Origin of the sequence: Collinsella phocaeensis (assembly GCF_900119895.1) — a bacterium.
GTDB classification, from domain to species: domain Bacteria; phylum Actinomycetota; class Coriobacteriia; order Coriobacteriales; family Coriobacteriaceae; genus Collinsella; species Collinsella phocaeensis.
Window position 1 is genome coordinate 1,204,046 of sequence record NZ_FQLR01000004.1, and the last position, 16,449, is coordinate 1,220,494.

The 16,449-nt window shown below is 65.5% G+C and carries 17 protein-coding genes; all 17 read right to left on the reverse strand.

Annotated features, from left to right (window positions below; translation table 11 throughout):
* Positions 1–10: 10 nt before the first annotated feature.
* The gene (gene rnc, locus BQ7355_RS07290; RefSeq protein ID WP_072415584.1) at positions 11–736 is read right to left on the reverse strand and encodes a ribonuclease III; all 726 of its coding nucleotides are present in this window, start codon (positions 734–736) and stop codon (positions 11–13) included.
* 3 nt (positions 737–739) lie between these two features.
* A complete protein-coding gene (locus tag BQ7355_RS07295) occupies positions 740–982 on the reverse strand; it encodes an acyl carrier protein (RefSeq protein ID WP_072415585.1) in 243 nt (80 codons plus the stop codon).
* A gap of 83 nt (positions 983–1,065) precedes the next feature.
* On the reverse strand, positions 1,066–2,085 hold the full coding sequence (gene plsX / locus BQ7355_RS07300; protein ID WP_072415948.1) for a phosphate acyltransferase PlsX: 1,020 nt from the start codon (positions 2,083–2,085) through the stop codon (positions 1,066–1,068).
* 112 nt (positions 2,086–2,197) lie between these two features.
* The gene (gene rpmF, locus BQ7355_RS07305; RefSeq protein ID WP_072415586.1) at positions 2,198–2,377 is read right to left on the reverse strand and encodes a 50S ribosomal protein L32; all 180 of its coding nucleotides are present in this window, start codon (positions 2,375–2,377) and stop codon (positions 2,198–2,200) included.
* Positions 2,378–2,517: 140 nt separating this feature from the next.
* A complete protein-coding gene (locus tag BQ7355_RS07310; RefSeq protein WP_072415587.1) occupies positions 2,518–3,648 on the reverse strand; it encodes a M24 family metallopeptidase in 1,131 nt (376 codons plus the stop codon).
* A gap of 44 nt (positions 3,649–3,692) precedes the next feature.
* On the reverse strand, positions 3,693–4,772 hold the full coding sequence (locus tag BQ7355_RS07315; RefSeq protein ID WP_072415588.1) for a dehydroquinate synthase/iron-containing alcohol dehydrogenase family protein: 1,080 nt from the start codon (positions 4,770–4,772) through the stop codon (positions 3,693–3,695).
* Positions 4,769–5,302: a shikimate kinase gene (locus tag BQ7355_RS07320; protein ID WP_072415589.1), complete on the reverse strand. Its 534-nt coding sequence runs from the start codon at positions 5,300–5,302 to the stop codon at positions 4,769–4,771. Before BQ7355_RS07320 ends, BQ7355_RS07315 begins: the two co-directional genes overlap by 4 nt.
* Positions 5,303–5,307: 5 nt before the next feature.
* Positions 5,308–5,805, reverse strand: coding sequence for a YqeG family HAD IIIA-type phosphatase (locus tag BQ7355_RS07325; protein ID WP_072415590.1), 498 nt, complete (start codon positions 5,803–5,805; stop codon positions 5,308–5,310).
* Entirely contained in the window at positions 5,802–7,070 is a 1,269-nt protein-coding gene (mltG, locus tag BQ7355_RS07330) for an endolytic transglycosylase MltG (RefSeq protein ID WP_240307347.1), read from the reverse strand. The genes BQ7355_RS07325 and mltG overlap by 4 nt, the downstream gene beginning before the upstream one ends.
* A complete protein-coding gene (gene ruvX, locus BQ7355_RS07335) occupies positions 7,063–7,494 on the reverse strand; it encodes a Holliday junction resolvase RuvX (protein WP_072415591.1) in 432 nt (143 codons plus the stop codon). Before ruvX ends, mltG begins: the two co-directional genes overlap by 8 nt.
* A gap of 8 nt (positions 7,495–7,502) precedes the next feature.
* Positions 7,503–10,157 (reverse strand): alanine--tRNA ligase, encoded by a 2,655-nt coding sequence (gene alaS / locus BQ7355_RS07340; RefSeq protein WP_072415592.1) that lies wholly within the window; start codon positions 10,155–10,157, stop codon positions 7,503–7,505.
* A 246-nt stretch (positions 10,158–10,403) separates the two neighbouring features.
* The gene (locus tag BQ7355_RS07345; RefSeq protein WP_072415593.1) at positions 10,404–11,777 is read right to left on the reverse strand and encodes an AI-2E family transporter; all 1,374 of its coding nucleotides are present in this window, start codon (positions 11,775–11,777) and stop codon (positions 10,404–10,406) included.
* Positions 11,774–12,562: an RNA polymerase sigma factor SigF gene (locus BQ7355_RS07350; RefSeq protein WP_072415594.1), complete on the reverse strand. Its 789-nt coding sequence runs from the start codon at positions 12,560–12,562 to the stop codon at positions 11,774–11,776. Before BQ7355_RS07350 ends, BQ7355_RS07345 begins: the two co-directional genes overlap by 4 nt.
* Positions 12,552–12,941 (reverse strand): ATP-binding protein, encoded by a 390-nt coding sequence (locus BQ7355_RS07355; RefSeq protein ID WP_072415595.1) that lies wholly within the window; start codon positions 12,939–12,941, stop codon positions 12,552–12,554. Before BQ7355_RS07355 ends, BQ7355_RS07350 begins: the two co-directional genes overlap by 11 nt.
* Positions 12,934–13,494 (reverse strand): DUF948 domain-containing protein, encoded by a 561-nt coding sequence (locus BQ7355_RS07360; protein ID WP_072415596.1) that lies wholly within the window; start codon positions 13,492–13,494, stop codon positions 12,934–12,936. Before BQ7355_RS07360 ends, BQ7355_RS07355 begins: the two co-directional genes overlap by 8 nt.
* 126 nt (positions 13,495–13,620) lie before the next feature.
* Entirely contained in the window at positions 13,621–14,991 is a 1,371-nt protein-coding gene (locus tag BQ7355_RS07365; protein ID WP_083581642.1) for a replication-associated recombination protein A, read from the reverse strand.
* A 116-nt stretch (positions 14,992–15,107) separates the two neighbouring features.
* A complete protein-coding gene (locus tag BQ7355_RS07370; protein ID WP_143761786.1) occupies positions 15,108–16,349 on the reverse strand; it encodes a deoxyguanosinetriphosphate triphosphohydrolase family protein in 1,242 nt (413 codons plus the stop codon).
* Positions 16,350–16,449: the final 100 nt, after the last annotated feature.

Below are 16,449 nucleotides of genomic sequence, written 5' to 3' on the forward strand. Positions count from 1 at the left end.
GGCTCCTTGGCTACTTGAGCTTCCGCTTGAGGACGACGCCGTTGTGCGTATAGCCCATGCGCTCAAGCGCATCGAGCGCGGCGGCCGCCTCGGCCTCTTTTTTAGAGGACCCGCTTCCCCGGCCCCGTCGCACGCCGTCGACGAGCGTGACCGCCGTGAACGTCGGCTCATGGGCGGGACCGGTCGTGTCGACGAGCTTGTAGGCGGGTGCCTCCATGTGGTCGCGCTGGACGCATTCCTGGAGGTAGGACTTGGGGTTCGTGGGATGCTCCGCGCGCTCGGTCGCAAGATGGGGCTTGAGCGTACGCAGGACGAACGCTTCGGCGGCGTCCCAGCCGGCATCGAGATAGAGCGCGCCCACAAGCGACTCGTACACGTTCTCGAGCGCCGAATGCAGGCCTCGTGCACCGGTCCCCATCTCGGAGGAGCCGAAGATGATGCATTTGTCGATCCCGAGCTCGAGGCCGACGTCGGACAGGGTCATGCCCGAGACGAGCGAGACCTTGAGGCGGGTGAGCTTGCCCTCATCGAACTGGGGATAGGACCTGAACAAAGACAGCGCGACGATGGACCCGAGGATGGAATCGCCCAGGAACTCGAGGCGCTCGTACGAGGCCGAGACAGGCTGGCCCTCGACGGCGGAGGGATGCGTGATGGCGGAGCGGAGCAGCGAGTGGTCTGAGAACTCGTGGCCGCAGATCGCCTCTGCGCGGGAAAGCTTATCGGACAGGGCCACGCCTTACGCCTCCAGGGCGGCAGCGAGGGCGTTGACGGCGTCGGCCACGGAATTGATCGACTCGAGCTGGTCGTCGGGAAGCTCGAGGTCGAACTCATCCTCCATGGCGGTCACGAGCTGCAAGCGGTCAAGGGAATCGGCGTCGAGGGTGTCGAACGTCGTCTCCTCGGTCACATCCTCCGCAGCGACACCGAGGACGTCGGACGCAATCTCGCATACCTTGTTGAAGATATCGGCACGCTCCATGGCGGCGCTCCTTTCAATCATCGCGGACCCGTGCGTCCGCGCCATACGCTTGAAGATTTTACCCTATGGATGCGGCGCGGGCATCAGCGGACGATGTTGTCCATCGAGGCCGCAAGCATCTCGACCAGGTTGCTCCGAGCCGCCTCGGCGGCGGCCAGCGTGCCGTTCTTCACCGCTTCGGCCGACGTTGCCCCGTGACCGATGAGCACGACGCCCCGAAGGCCGAGGAGGACGGCACCGCCCCGGGCATCACCGGAGAGCTTTGCCTTGAGCTCGCGCAAGCGCCCGCGCAGGATGAGCGCGGCGAGCTTGGAGGCAGGACCGCATGACAGCATGCCCTTGAGCTCAGCCATGAGGAACTTCGCGGCGCCCTCCGTGGATTTGAGCGCGATGTTGCCCGAAAAGCCGTCGGCTACGACCACATCGAAGGCCCCCGACGTGAGGTCGCCGCCCTCGCAGTTGCCGACGAATCCGGGAACCGACTGCCGCATGGGCTCGAAGCATGACTTGGTGAAGTGAGACCCCTTCGAATCCTCGGTGCCGTTGGAGAGCAGGCCGACGCGGGGCGCCGCGATGCCGAGGACGATCCGCGCGTAGGTGGATCCCATCTGGGCGAAGCGGACCATGTCGCCGGGCTCGACATCGGGGTTGGCCCCCATGTCGCACAGGACGGTCTCGCCGCCGAGCCGATTGGGCAGCGCGTTGACGATGCAAGGGCGGATGGGGCGGCGCTCTCCGTCCTCTTCATATTTGAACGGGGTGACGTAGGCCGTGGCCGCAGCGGTGACGGCGCCGGTGGCGCCGGCGGAAAAGAACCCGTCCGCGTTGCCGCGCTTGACGGCACGGCACCCGATGACGATAGAGGATTTGCGCTTACGCATGACCGCCGTGATGGGGTCGTCCTCCATCGTGATGACATCGGGAGCGACCAGGGGCTCGACGCGATCACGCTCGGCGGCGAAGGGGCACACGACCTCTTCGGGGCCCACGGCCAGGACGATGAGGTCCGGATCGGCGGAAATCGCCGCATCGATGCCGGCGAGCACCACCTCGGCCGGCTCGTCGCCGCCCATGACGTCGACGCAGATCGTTACGTGCTTCATGAGGGTCTCCCCCATCCATAGAAAAATGGCCGACTCCTCGAGCCGGCCATGCGGTTGCTTGTCGGGCGCGCTCGCACGCGGACAGGCGGTCTTACAAACGGGAAGCTCTACGCTACTCGGTGACGATGACCTCGCGGTCCTTATAGAAACCGCAGTTGCCGCACACGTGGTGCGGGAGCTTGACGGCACCGCAACGCGGGCACACGGAACGGGCGGGGGCGTCGATCTTCATGTTGGCGGAACGACGGGTGTGGACGGCGCCGCGGCCCTTCTTCTGCTTAGGTACTGGCATGATGACCTTCCTTACAAGAACTATCTATCTGGTGCGATATGCGCAAGTAGCGATATTAGCACAGTTAACGCACATGTACAGACCTATTTAATCTCCACAAGGCTTAACCACAAGATGCGGCCGCATGGGACGCAAGGGGCTTAACAGGGCACGACCTGGAGCTCATGGGTGCTCTTCGTGAAGGGCTCATAGCCATCCGGGGTGACGACGCCGAAGTCCTCGAGGCGGACGCCGCCGACACCGGGCAGGTAGACGCCGGGCTCCACCGTGATGACGGCACCGGCCTCGACGGTGTTGCTCGTGCGGCCGAAGACGGGGCGCTCGTGGATATCGATGCCGACGCCGTGGCCCAGGCCGTGATCATAATAGGCGCCATACCCGGCATCTCCGATGATCTTACGGGAAAGCATGTGGATGTCGTGCCCGTCAACGCCCGCATGGATCGCCTTGACGCACTCCTCGTGCGTATGGCGGACGAGGTCGTAGAGGGCGCGCTGCTCGTCGGTGGGCTCGCCCATGACGACCGTGCGGGTCATGTCGCTGCGGTAGTCGCAGAAGGACGCGCCGTAATCCATGAGGACGAAGTCGCCCTTCTCGATGACCCGGTCGCTCGGTATCGCATGCGGGTTGGCCGTATTGGGCCCGGAGGCGACGATGGAGCCGAAGGCGAGGCCGTCGGCGCCGTGCTCGAACATGAAGTTCTCGAGTTCGGTCCGCGCCTGCTTCTCGGTCATGCCCGGACGCAAGACGCCCAGCATGTGCTGGAAGGCGGCGTCGGTGATCTCCTGCGCGCGCCGCATGAGCTCGATCTCCTCGGCATCCTTGACGGCGCGCATGATCTGCAGGTCCTCATGCATGAGCGGCAGCGCGACGCTCACGGACAGGTCCTCGAGGGCGCGCTCGAGGGCGCGGAAGAACCCGATCTGCATGTCGTCCTCGACCGCCATCACGCGGCAGCGCGCATCGCGGGCTCTGGCGGCGACCCAGCCCGGGATATCGTGGCCGTCCATATCGACCTTCCAGGGGTGGCCCGACGGAAGGTTCTCCTCGAAGGAGTTGAAGTACCTCGAGTCGGTGTGGAGAAAGCAGGCGTCACGGGTGATGACGGCAGCATGGGGATACTCCCCGGTGTAATCGAACACGCCCTTAGCGCCAGTCAGCCAGCGGAGGTTCGCCTCGTCGCGAACGACCACGGCGTCGTAGCCGCGCTCATCCATCAACGAGCGAACGCGTGCGATGCGGCCGGCGGGGCCGGTGAGATCTTGGGTCATGGCTCTTCCTTTCTATTCGCCATACGGCCTACAGCATATCCCAATCACGCCCTGCGGGCGGCGACGAATGCGGCGGCATGGCGCTCGAGGACATCATCGTCGACCGTGGTGAGCCTGACCGTGCCGGGAAACTTGGGCAACGGCAGCATGAAGCGGTTCGAGCTGCGGAACCGCTCGGCGCGAAGCGCCCCGACAAGATCGTCGGGCTCGAAGTCGAACGTGAGCTCGCCGATGCCGAGCGCCTCGAAGGCATCGTCCTGGTCGAAGATGACCTCGGGGTCGAGACCGAACGCATCGTGGGCGACGCGCGCCTCGAAGCGCATGCCCTCTGCGACGCACAGATACCAGGGGGCCTCGGGCCCCATGAGCCCCTTCAGGGCGGCGGCGGTCGTGAGGCCGAAGGCGAGGGCGCTGCGCGCCGACGGGCTCGAGGATTTGATCGATCCCGAGCGCGAGGTCTGACACATGCAGAGCAGGTCGATCAGGGCGATGGGGTCGCCCTCGAGCATCCGATCGATGTTCTCGGCGAGCTTGTCCCACACGCGACGGCTCTCGGACAGGGCGCTGCGCACGATGACGGTGTACCCGAGCCCGAGCTGCTCGACGTCTCCGTCGGCGACGAGGTCGAGATCGCACGCGACCATGTCGACGCGGGGCTGGATGCTCACGCACCCCGGAGCCTCTCCGCACGAGAGGGGCACCATGCCCGTCGCGAGCGAAGCCATGCCGTCGAGCGAGGTGGGGACCAAGACGCACGCGGTGCCAGCGCACCACGAGCGGGAGCACCAGATGGCAAGGGAGCACGCGGCGGTCTGGCCGACCCCGAGGATGAGGTCATCGGAGGTGATGCCGGCAGAAGACAGATCCCGCATGGCGGCGAGCGCAGCGTCCATAGACGGGTCGTCGGACTCCGTCAGCGTGATCGAGAACCCGGCGTCGGCGAGCGCGCGGCGAACCGCCACGCGGACGCGCGCATCGGTACCCGGCGACACGATCGCATGCGCGCGCTTAGGAGAGCCCACCACGTTCTTGAGAATACGGGGGAGTTCGTCGAGCAGGCCCGACCCCAAGCGGAAATCGGTGCAGGTGCTTCCGAAGTTGACGAGTTGGCGACGAATGGTCATAGCAATCCACGCTCCAACAATATCTCGGCACAGGTATAGGACACCTCGGTAAACGAACGGCCGCGAATGTCGACGGTGATGTCGGCGGCGGCGCGGTACAGAGGACGGCGATGCTCGTAGAGCCGAGCGGCATGGCGCTTCGAGCGAAAATCGGGACGCGTGTCGGCACGGCGAATCTGGCGCAGGGAGTCATCGAAATCCCCATCGAGGTAGACGCACCAGCCCATCTCGTGCATGAGCTCGATGTTCTGCGGCATCTCGACGATTCCCCCGCCGCAGGAGACGAGCAGGCTGCGCTCCCCCATGAGAGAGCGGAGCGCCTCGGTCTCAAGCTCCCTGAAGGCGGGCTCGCCTTCGCGCTGGAAGATCTTGGTGACGCTCATGCCCTTCTCTCGCTCCACCATGCGATCGGTGTCGACGAAAGGGCGACGGAACATGCGTCCCAGGTTGCGCGCGAGCGTCGACTTGCCGGCACCGAGAAACCCGATGAAGAAGATATGGTCGCAGCCGCGTTTGATCGACGAGGCCATAGACGCTACTCCTCGCAGGGCAGGCCGCGGAGCGCGCGGCGCTCGAAGATCCGGAAGATCTGCGTGTACCAGAGGTCCACCGTCGTCTGCGGCTTCACGAGCACGGTGTCCACGCCCGCCAGGTTGCCTCCCCAGACATCCGTGTAGAGCTGGTCTCCGATCATGACGGACTCGTGCGCGCGCGCACCGAGCCTCCGCATGCCCGCACGTATGGCAAACGGAAGCGGCTTGCAGGCGAACAGGATGAAGTCCATCCCGAGTTCGCGCGCAGAGCGCTCGACCTGATCCTTATGCCAGTTGTTGGACACCATGATGAGCTCGAAGCCGAGCGTGCGCGCCCGGTCGAGCCATGCCAAGACGGCATCGGGCGCGCAGGAGCGGTCGCGCGGAACGAGCGTATTGTCCCGATCGAGCAGGATCGCGCGCTTGCCGCGCACCCAGAGCTCGTCGAGGTCGATGCGCTCGACGCACGAGACGTAGCGTGTCGGTGAGAAAAAACTCATGAAAGGGACTCCGAATACTCCTGACTGAACTGCTCGAACTCCTCGTAATCAGCGGTGAACCGGTGGCTTCCGTCACCGGCGGCGGAGGCGACGTAGTAGAGGTAATCGGTCTGCGCCGGGGCAAGGGCGGCCTCGATCGCGGAGATCGAGGGGCTGCAGATGGGCCCGGGCGTCAGGCCGAGATGCTCGTAGACGTTGTACGGCGAATCGATCTCGAGATCGGCGTAGGTGACCCCCTGATTGCCGCCGCCGCGCGCATAGACGATCGCGGCATCGATCTGCAACGGCATATCGAGGGCGAGGCGATTGCAGATGACGCTCGCCACGAGCGGGCGCTCGTCGGCCACGGCCGTCTCGCGCTCGATGAGCGACGCCATGGTCACGACCTGTTGGGCGGTCAGGCCCTGAGGCCTGGCATCGAGATCGAGCGAAGCGGTCTCGACCTCGAACTGATCAAGGCAGGCGCGAATGATCTGATCGACCGTGGGCGACTCGCCCAGGTTATAGGTCTTGGGGTACAGATACCCCTCAAGAGAATCCTCGTAGGCGCCCGAGAGGAACGGGTACTCGGCGGCGTAGGCGGAAGCCTTGGCCTGCGCAAGGAACTCGTCCGCGGGGATGCCGTAGGTCTCCTCGACGCGTTGAGCCGTCTGCGCGACCGTAAGCCCCTCTTGGATGGTGAGGGTCAACGTATCGGCGTTGGGGCCTTCCACGAGCTGACGGACAACGTCCTCGGGGTCCTGCAGGGTATACAGGATATAGGAACCGGGCTTGAGGGAAGACTCGGCGCCGAGCTTGGTGACAGCGGCATAGTAATCTTTGGGATTATCGATGACATGGTTCTCAGCAAGCAGGGAGGCGATGGCGTCTCCCGATGCGCCCTCGGGAATCGTGACCTCGACCTCGAGACCGGCCTCGGCGGAAGAGGAGGGAAACAAGAGACCCTTCACGACGGGGAACGCGAAGACCGCGACGGCGATGAGCGCGATGACGGCGACCGCGACGGCCGCGGGACCGGCGAGGGAGCGTCGCGAAGGGCGAGCTCGGCGAGAAGCCGAGGAGCTGTAGCTCGACCGAGTCGCCGCGGGGACCGGACGGGCGGCCCGATGGGCGCTCCCGGGCGCGCAATGGGCGCCGGATCTCGCGGAACGCGCAACGGGCCGGCGCTGCGCCTGCACGGAGTCATCACGAAAGCGGGTGCCGGCGGGACGGTCACCGGACCCCGTGGAGCGGCGGCTGAAACCGTCGTCTGGGCGGTTACTCACGGTCGTCGTCCTTTCTCGTACGGGCATCGAGCCACGCCTGCAAGAAAAGCGAGGCGGCGATCATATCGACCTTGCCGCGCATCTGGCGCTCCGACAACCCCTGCTCCCGCAGGATGCGCTTGGCCTCGGAGGAGGACAGGCGCTCGTCGACGAGCTCGAGCGGCAACTCGCAGCGCTCCGCGATGGAGCGCGCCTGGCTGACGACGCGCTCGGCCTGGGGGCCGTCCTCGCCGGCGAGCGTCCGAGGACGCCCGCACACGAGGACGTCGGGCTCATAGTCCTCGAGGACCATGCGGAAACTTCGCGCATGGGCGAGGACCTCATCGGCGGGCAGGACCTTCACCGGCATCGCTACGCGTCCGGCGCTATCGGACGCAGCGATGCCGATGCGGGTCTGCCCGATGTCAAGCGCAAGCGCGACCATGCCGGCCCCTAGAGGCCGAGCAGGGCTCGAGCGGCGTCAAGGGCCGCAGGGATGCCGGATGCATCCTTGCCGCCGGCCTGGGCCATGGTGGGCTTGCCGCCGCCACGCCCGCCGACATGCGCGGAGATCTCCTTGATGACGTCGCCGGCCTTGAATCCCGCGGAGACCGCGTCGTCGGTAGCGGCGGCCAGAAGCGCAGGTGTGCCCTTTTCGGTCACCGTGGCGACCACGCAGGCGACGGGACCTGAGACCTTCTGGCGGATGGTGTCCCAAACGTTGCGGAGCTCGGAGCCCTCAAGGCCTGAAAGCTGGGCGAGGACGAGCTTGTAGCCGTCGGCATCGAGCGCGCCCTCGATAGCGGAGGAGATGGCATCGGAGCTGGCGCCGGTGAGCGCGGCCTTGAGCTTCTGGTTGACTTCGCGCACATCGGCCTGAAGTGACGCGATGCGGGCCGGAACCTCGTCGATGCGGCACTTGAGCGCACCCGCAGCCTGCTCGGCGAGGGCGGCGCGGTTCTCGAGCCACTCGATGGCTCCGGCGCTCGTCGCGGCCTCGATGCGGCGGATGTTGGAACCCGTGGAGGACTCGGAGATGATCTTGAACAGACCGAGCTCGGCGGTGTTGGCAGCATGCGTTCCGCCGCAGAGCTCGCGGGAGAAGGGCCGGTCCTCCTCGCCGACCGACACGACGCGGACGACGTCGCCGTACTTCTCGCCGAACAGCGCGACGGCTCCGGACGCCTTGGCCTCCTCGATGCCCATGACGCGGGTCACGACAGGCTTCGCGGCGAGGATCTCGCGGTTGACCAGGCGCTCGACCGCCTTGATCTGATCGGAGCTCAGAGCCTCGAAATGCGTGAAGTCGAAACGGAGGTAGTCGTGCGCGACAAGCGAGCCGGCCTGGTTCACATGGTCGCCGAGGACCTCCTTGAGGGCGGCGTCGAGCAGGTGCGTCGCCGTGTGGTTGCGACGGACGAGGGCGCGGCGCTCGAGGTCGTAGCCGGCGAAAACGGTATCGCCCTCGGAAAGCGTGCCGGAAAGCGTTCCCTCGTGGACGTACAGCCCGCCCTTGGAGACGGTGTCGCGCACGAGGACCTGCCCGCTATCGGAATCGATCAGGCCGCGATCGCCCTTCTGGCCGCCCATCTCGGCATAGAACGGGGTGCGGTCGAGCACGACCTGGACGTCGACGCCGCCCTCGGCGGTCTTCACGCGCGCACCGTCGACCACGATGGCGAGAACGCGGGCGCCCTCGACGCTCTCGTGGTCATAGCCCATGAACTCGGTGGCGGGAAGCTCGTCGGACAGCTCGGTCCAGACATCGTTGAAGGAGCCCCAGGCATCGCCCTTCGCGGCGGCGCGGGCGCGAGCCTTCTGCTCGGCCATCTCGGCATCGAAGCCCTCGATATCGACCGCGTGGCCCGCGCCCTCGGCGATCTCGACCGTGAGGTCGATGGGGAACCCGAAGGTGTCGTGCAGCATGAACGCGGCCTTGCCGGGAAGCTGCTCGCCCGCCGCCAGGGCGGCAAGCTGCTCGTCAAGGTAGACGCGACCGTTGTTGAGCGTGTTGGAGAAACGCTCCTCCTCGGCGCTCACGATGCCTTTGACCAGCGCGGCGTTCTCGATGAGGTTGGGGTAGGCCTCGCCCATGACGTCGTTGACGGCATCGATGAAACGGCCCAGGAAGGCGTCCTCGATGCCCAGAAGGCGGCCGTGGAAGACGGCGCGGCGGAGCAGGCGGCGCAGGACGTAACCGCGCCCCTCGTTGCCGGGCAGGACGCCGTCGGAGATCAGGAAGTTCACCGAGCGGGCGTGGTCGGCGATGATGCGGAGGCTGCGGGAGGCGCCGCTATAGTCGTCATCGACGTACGTCGCGCCGGAGATCTCCTCGCCGAGCTTGATGAGGCTCTGCATGACGTCGCCGTCGAAAAACGAGCTCTTGTGCTGCATGATCGCGGCCATGCGCTCGAGACCCATGCCGGTATCGAGGTTGCGATGGGGCAGCTCGGGCATGGAGCCGTCCTCCTGGCGATCGAACTGCGTGAAAACGAGGTTCCAGAACTCCAGGAAGCGATCGCAGTCGCAGCCCGGCGCGCAGCCCTCGCGGCCGCAGCCCACTTCCTCACCGAGATCGAAGTAGATCTCGGAGCAGGGGCCGCAGGGGCCGGTGGGGCCGGCGGCCCAGAAGTTGTCGTCCTCGCCGAGGCGCGTGATATGGTCCTCGGCGACGCCCAGGTCGCGCCACACGTCGTGCGTCTCGTCATCGTCGGTGAAAACGGTGAAGTGCAGGCGCTCCTTCGGGAGCTTGAACACCTCGGTGATGAGCTCGTAGGCCCAGGCGCAAGCCTGCTCCTTGGTGACGCCGCCGAAGGCGAAGTTGCCGAGCATCTCGAAGAACGAGGCGTGGCGCCCGTCGGCGCCGATGATGTCGATATCGTTGGTGCGCACGCACTTCTGGCACGAGCAGGCACCGATCTCCTTCATCGTCTTCTTGCCCTGGTAGTACTCCTTGAACTGGTTCATGCCGGCGTTGGCGAGCAGCAGCGAGGGGTCGTCGGGAACGAGCGAGGAACTCGGGTAGAGCTTGCAGCCCTTCTCCTTGAAGAAGTTGAGATAAGCCGAACGGATCTCGGCGGTTGTCATGGTGGGATAGTCAGCGCTCATCGATTGCGACTCCTGGTTCGGAAGAACGGTACGGTCAAACTCAATCATTCTATACTGAAAGCTCGCTGCTCAGGCATCCCACCGCACCAATCCACATTTCGAACGGCACCGATGGGCGTCCAGCCCATCGGAAAACCGAGACGCGCTCGCGCGGTGCGCAAAATACAGGCGCCCCGGAACCGTGGGGCCCTGCGAATGCGGCGCGCATGCGTCGGGCAGTCGGCGCGAAGGCAAAGAGGGTTCGGATCAGCGACCGTCGTCCTGCTCGGCATCGTCGGAGGTGTCCTGGGCGAACGGGTTTCGGAACACGCCCGTAGCGCCGGGCTGGAGCGATGCGAGCCGAGCCCAGGGGTTGTCGAGCTCGGGCTTGGGAAGCGCGGTCGCCTCCGGGACGGAATCGGTGTCGATGAGCTCCGAATCCACCACGAAGCGGTCATCGCCGAGCGCGTCGAAGGCGGGAACGGGCTCACCTTGCTCGTTGCGGAAAGGCGTGCCCTTGAATATGGCCCCATCGTAGGCGACGAGCTGGCGCTTCGTCTCTTTCTCGAAATAGAACACGAACAGGCCCTTCAACGCCGCGCACAAAGGGATCGCGACGACCATGCCCAGAGCGCCCATGAGCGAGGAGCCCACGACGAGAGCGGTGAGGCTCATGGCGGGATGGACCTGGACGGCGGACTGCATGACCTTGGGGCTCACGATGTTATCGGTGACGTTCTGGGCTACGACCGTGACGATCAGCGTCCAAAGCGCGAGCATGGGTGCCGTGAAGAAGGCGAGCAGGCAGGCGATCACCGACGAGAAACAGGGGCCGATGACGGGGATCAGGTGGAACAGGCCGGTGACGACGCCCATCAAGGCGGCGTACGGGTGCCCGATGACGACGAACCCGATGAATGCGAGCAGGCCGCCGACGAACGACGTGATGATCATGCCGCGCATGTAGCCGCCGACCGAGCTGGAAAGAATCGCGATCATGAAGCGGTAGCTCGTCTCGCGGTCCTCGCCCACGATGGTTCCGATCTCGCGGTGAATGACCGGGTAATCGCGAGCAAGCCAGTACGCGAGGACCAGGGCCAGGAACACGACGAAGATCTGCGAGGCGAACTGCGAGATGAACGGGACCATGCCCTTGCCGACATCGCCGGCGAGCTGCGTCACGAAGCGCGAGGCGGCGTCCGCGAGCGACGAGAGCATCGTATCGATATCGGATGCCCAGGTCCCCTGCGACAGCGCCTTGAAATCATGGGCGATCTGCGACGCGAGGTCACCGAGCATGCGGAGCTGACCGGGGAGCCGGGTGAGGATCTCCATGACCTGCTCGGTGAAGATGGGCACGATGACCATGACGACGCAGGCGATGACCGCGAGCACGACAACGAGCCCGACGAGCGATCCGATGCCCCGGGAGACACCGCGGTGCTCGAGCGAGTTCACGATCGGCGACGCGACGAACGCGATGAGCGAGCCCACTGCCAGAAACTCGATGACCGGCGCGAGCACGCCGAAGACGTTGAGCAACGCTATGCCGATGATGATCAGGCCGACGACGGTCCAGACGCGAAACGCCGCGGTTCGCGCGTCCGAGCCGCCGCGGACGGAAGCTTGGGGATAGCTCATTCTGCCGCCATGAGCCCTTCGGGGTCGATCTTATCCTGAATCTTCTTGAGCGTCCGCCTCAGCAGACGGCTGACCTGGACCTGGGAGATGCCGAGCTTCTGGGCGATCTCGATTTGCGTCATGCCCTTGACGAACCTGAGCTCGATGACCTCGCGCTCGCGCGGAGAGAAGCCCGCAAGCGCCTCCTCGATGACCAGGCGGTCATCGGTGAACGCAAGCTCGCTGTCCTCGGAGGCATAGCGGTCGAGCACGGACGGAGCGTCGTCGGAATCGGACGAGCCGGGGGCCTCGAGCGGCACGGAGCTGTACGCAGAAGAGGACTCCATGGCCTCGAGGACCTCGTCCACGGTCACATCGAGGTACCGGGCGATCTCCTCGACCGTAGGCGACCGCTGCAGCTCCGTCGTAAGCTCATCGGTGGCCTGATTGACCTTGGCGGAAAGCTCCTGAAGCCTCCGGGGGACGCGAACGCTCCAGCCCTTGTCGCGAAAATGGCGCTTGATCTCGCCCATGATGGTCGGCGTGGCGTACGTGGTGAACTCGAGCCCGCGGGCAGGGTCGAAGCGGTCGATCGCCTTCAGCAGACCGAGGTAGCCGACCTGCATGAGATCATCGATGGGCTCGCCGCGGTTCTTGAATTTATTGGCAAGGAAGCGAACAAGATTGAGATGGGACATGACGAGCTTCTCGCGCGCGTCCATATCTCCCTCTTCCTTGTAGCGTCGGAAGAGCTCGTGCGTGCGCTCCTTGTCCCATGCAGTCTTGCCGGTCGCCCTATCGGTCATACACATCAGCCTTCAGCTCGAGGAGAAGCGCGGAGGGGTTCTCGCGCTTCTCGTACGAATCGCAGACGGAAGCCAGGATGAGGTCGGCATATGCAGCCACCTCGCCGTCAGCCGCGTCGCCGCTAAAGCTGCCGCAACCGAGCGAGAAGGACATGGCGACGGCCTCGGCGCTCGCGCGGAACTCGATGGAGAGCGACCCTCCGGGGCAAACGGAGCACGCGTAGATGAAGGCCTCCTCGGCCGCCATGCGGATATCCTCGACGCGGTCGACGGACATGGAGGAGAGCATGGCGACGTTGGCGGCGGTCATGCGCACCAGGCGGGCGAGATCGGGGTCGGCGACGACCGAAAGCGCGATCGGGGCATCGGCGTTACTCATGGGACTGCTCCCCTTCGGTTGCAACGGACTGGTCGTCACCGTAAACGAAGTACCTGCTGGCATCGTTCTCCTCCGCAGTCCCATCGTCCCCGCACGCGGCGTCGCCTTGGCAAGCGTCGTCGGAAACGGGATGGGAGAGGCTCTTCGCATCCTCATGATGCCGCTTGGCGAAGAACCCCTGAACCTTATCGGAGGCGGCCTGGGCGATACCGCTCACCGAGCTGGAGGCGGAGGACACGGTCCCGGTAACCGCGGAGACGTCGCGCAGCACGCCGTTGATTTCCAGCAGGTCGGCGGACAGGGCCTCCACGGCGACCGTGCCCTGCTTGAGCAGCGGGTCGATCTGCTCGAGCGCGGGGGCGACGGCATCGAGGGCGGCATCGAGCTTCACGATGACCGGACGCGCCTCCCCGACGACGTCGTTGACGTCGGAAACGGTGCGATCGAGGGACTCGACCGTGGCGCGTGCGCGTTTGAGCATGAGTGCGAGCTCGACGAGCGCCCAAACGCCGACGAGCGCGAGTACGATCAGTGCGATCCGAAGGGGATCCATGGTGCCTCCCAACGTGACGGTTCATGACAGGCGCCGCGATGGGCGCACGACTGTCCATCATACTACCCAGCGCGCCGGCTTCCATGCCCCGCGGCACCGCGAGCACGTTCCGACACGACGAGCCCATCAATCGCAGCGAGGCGCGCGGCCGCTGCGATCGCGCGCGGACTGCTCGGCGCGCCACTGCTCCCAGCCACGGCCCGAAGGACCCCAGAACGCCCCGCGTTCCAGACCTTCGGGAAGGTAGCGCTGGTCCACCCAGCCCTCTGGATAATCGTGCGGATACCGATAGGTCCCGTACTCCTCCGAGCCCGGGCGATGCCGATCGCGAAGATACGACGGAACCTCGCGCATGCCGCTTGTGCGCACGTCCTCGAGCGCCGCATCGATAGCGGCCTCGCACGCGTTCGACTTGGGCGCCAACGCATTGTAGATGGCAGCCTGGGCGAGGATGATGCGGCACTCCGGATAGCCGATGACCTCGGCTGACTTGAACGCCGCCTCGGCGACGAGCAGGGCGCAGGGGTCGGCGTTGCCGATATCCTCGGCTGCCTGGATCATGATGCGCCGGGCGATGAACTTCGGGTCCTCGCCCGCATCGATCATGCGGGCGAGCCAGTAGACGGCGGCGTCGGGGTCGCTCCCGCGCATCGACTTGATGAACGCCGATATGACGTCGTAGTGCATGTCGCCGGTTTTATCGTAGGCGAGGCCGCGCCTCGGGTTTGCGACCTGGACGTCCTCGACGGTTATGGCGACCGGTTCCCACTCGGAATCCCCGCCGTCGACAACCTGCTCGCCGGCATCCGCATGGCAGCGCGACCACGCGACCTCGCTGGCGAGCTCGAGACTCGTCAGCGCGCTGCGAGCGTCGCCGGCGGCAAGGGTGCAGATGGCGCGCACGACCTCGTCCGACGCGTTGAACCGACCTCCCAGCCCGCGCTCGTAGGCAAGGGCGCGGCGCACGAGGACGGCAATGTCCTCGTCCGTGAGATGCTCGAGCTCGACCACGCGGCTCCGCGAGATGAGCGCCGAGTTGACCTCGAAATACGGGTTTTCCGTCGTGGCGCCGATCAGGATGACGGTGCGATTCTCCACGGCATGGAGCAATGCGTCCTGCTGAGAACGGGAGAACCGGTGTATCTCATCGATGAACAGGATAGTGCGCCTGCCGTACGCCATGAGCCTCCGCTGCGCCTCGTCTATCTCGCGGCGCAGATCCTTGACCGTGCCCGTGACCGCGGAGACCTCGACGAACTCGCTGCGCGTATGCGCGGCGACGATATGCGCGAGCGTCGTCTTCCCCGTTCCCGCCGGGCCGTAGAGGATGACGCTGGAGAGCACGTCGTGCTCGATCGCCGAGCGAAGCCAGGAGCCGGGTCCCACGGCTTTCCGCTGCCCCACGTACTCATCGAGCGTGGACGGCCTCATGCGGACGGCGAGCGGCGCATAACTCAGCCGCTTGGCCGATTCTGCCTGGCTGAACAGGGTTTCCATGGGACCTCCGAATCGTATACGTACATATGTTCTTATAGTACACGGTACGCCGGCGGCCGGCAACCGGGGCATGTGCGCGCACCCCGGATGCGACCCGCCCGGACGAAGCGGGGACGTCAGCGTTCGTTGATATAGGTGCGCTGCGGAAACCTGACCTCATCGAACAGCTTGGTGGCAAGCTCGATGAAATACCCGTCGGTCATGCTCGCGATGTAGTCGACGACGGTCTGGTCCGGATCGGACTCCCAGTCATAGGTGCGGTCGTAATACGCGAGCGCGCGCTCGATGCGGGCGATATGGTGCCTGAAGATCGGACTGGCCTCGTCGCGCGCGCGAAGATCGCTCAAGAAGCGCTCGTACATGAGCTCGAAGGCTCGGGCCATCATGGCGCCGTGCTCCTCCTCGACACCGGCGGAGCGGTAGATCTTCGCATAGTTCTCACGCTTGGCGCGCGAGATCTCGCGAAAGAGCCCCTCGCTCATCTCGATGCGGTTCCGACCGTAGCTGTGCTCGACGATATCGATCGACGCGCGCGTGAGGATCCAGGAGTTATACCCCCCACCCATACCGTCGTCGAAGGCGCCGGCATCGATGAACCCCGCCTCGATCGCATCCTGCCGATCGCGCCCGACATAGGCGATGATGTCGGAGATCCGCACCACGCACCCCTCGAGGGTCATGGGCCGCAAGGTCTTAACGTAGTCGAAGCCGCTCGTACGGCAGCGCTCGACGATCGCGTCGAACTCGTCGAACCCGGACAGACCGGAGAGCTCGAACACCCGCTGCTCGTACTCCCCGTTGTGACACAGGATGCCATCGAGCGTCTGCAGCGTGGCGTTGCGCCCGTATAGGACATCGAGGACCCGCACGGAATGGACGTTATGGAAAAAAGAGCGGCCGCAACGCGCCTGAAGAATATCGTTGAGGTGCTTCTCGCCCGCATGGCCGAACGGCGTGTGGCCCAGGTCGTGCCCCAGCGCGATGGCCTCGATAAGGTCGCAGTTGAGGCCGAGTGCGCGACCGATGTCGCGCGCGATGCGCGCCACGAGCTGAACGTGCAGCCCGCGACGCGAAAGATCGTCGTTGCTGCGGAAGCTGAACACCTGCGTCTTGCCGTTATAGCGGCTGTATGCGGGAAGATGCATGATCTTCTCGGCATCGCGCACATACGCGGGGCGCCAGATGCTTCCTGCGTCGGAGGGACGTGCGATACGTCGCACGGCCGCCGAGTCGAGCGCGCGGTACGGATTGAGCCAGCCCGCGGCGCGATCAGACTCCATGCGGGCGACGAGACCGTCACTCAGATGGTCGGGCATCGCGCGGAGGCGGGCGCCCAGGGTGGTATCGCTTGCTGTCATGCGACCTCCCATCTTAGATGCTTCTTGCCGACCATCATCTCACAGCGCGAAGACGGTGAGACGGAAAACCGTCCGATGTGGCTATCCGCCACATAGAGCC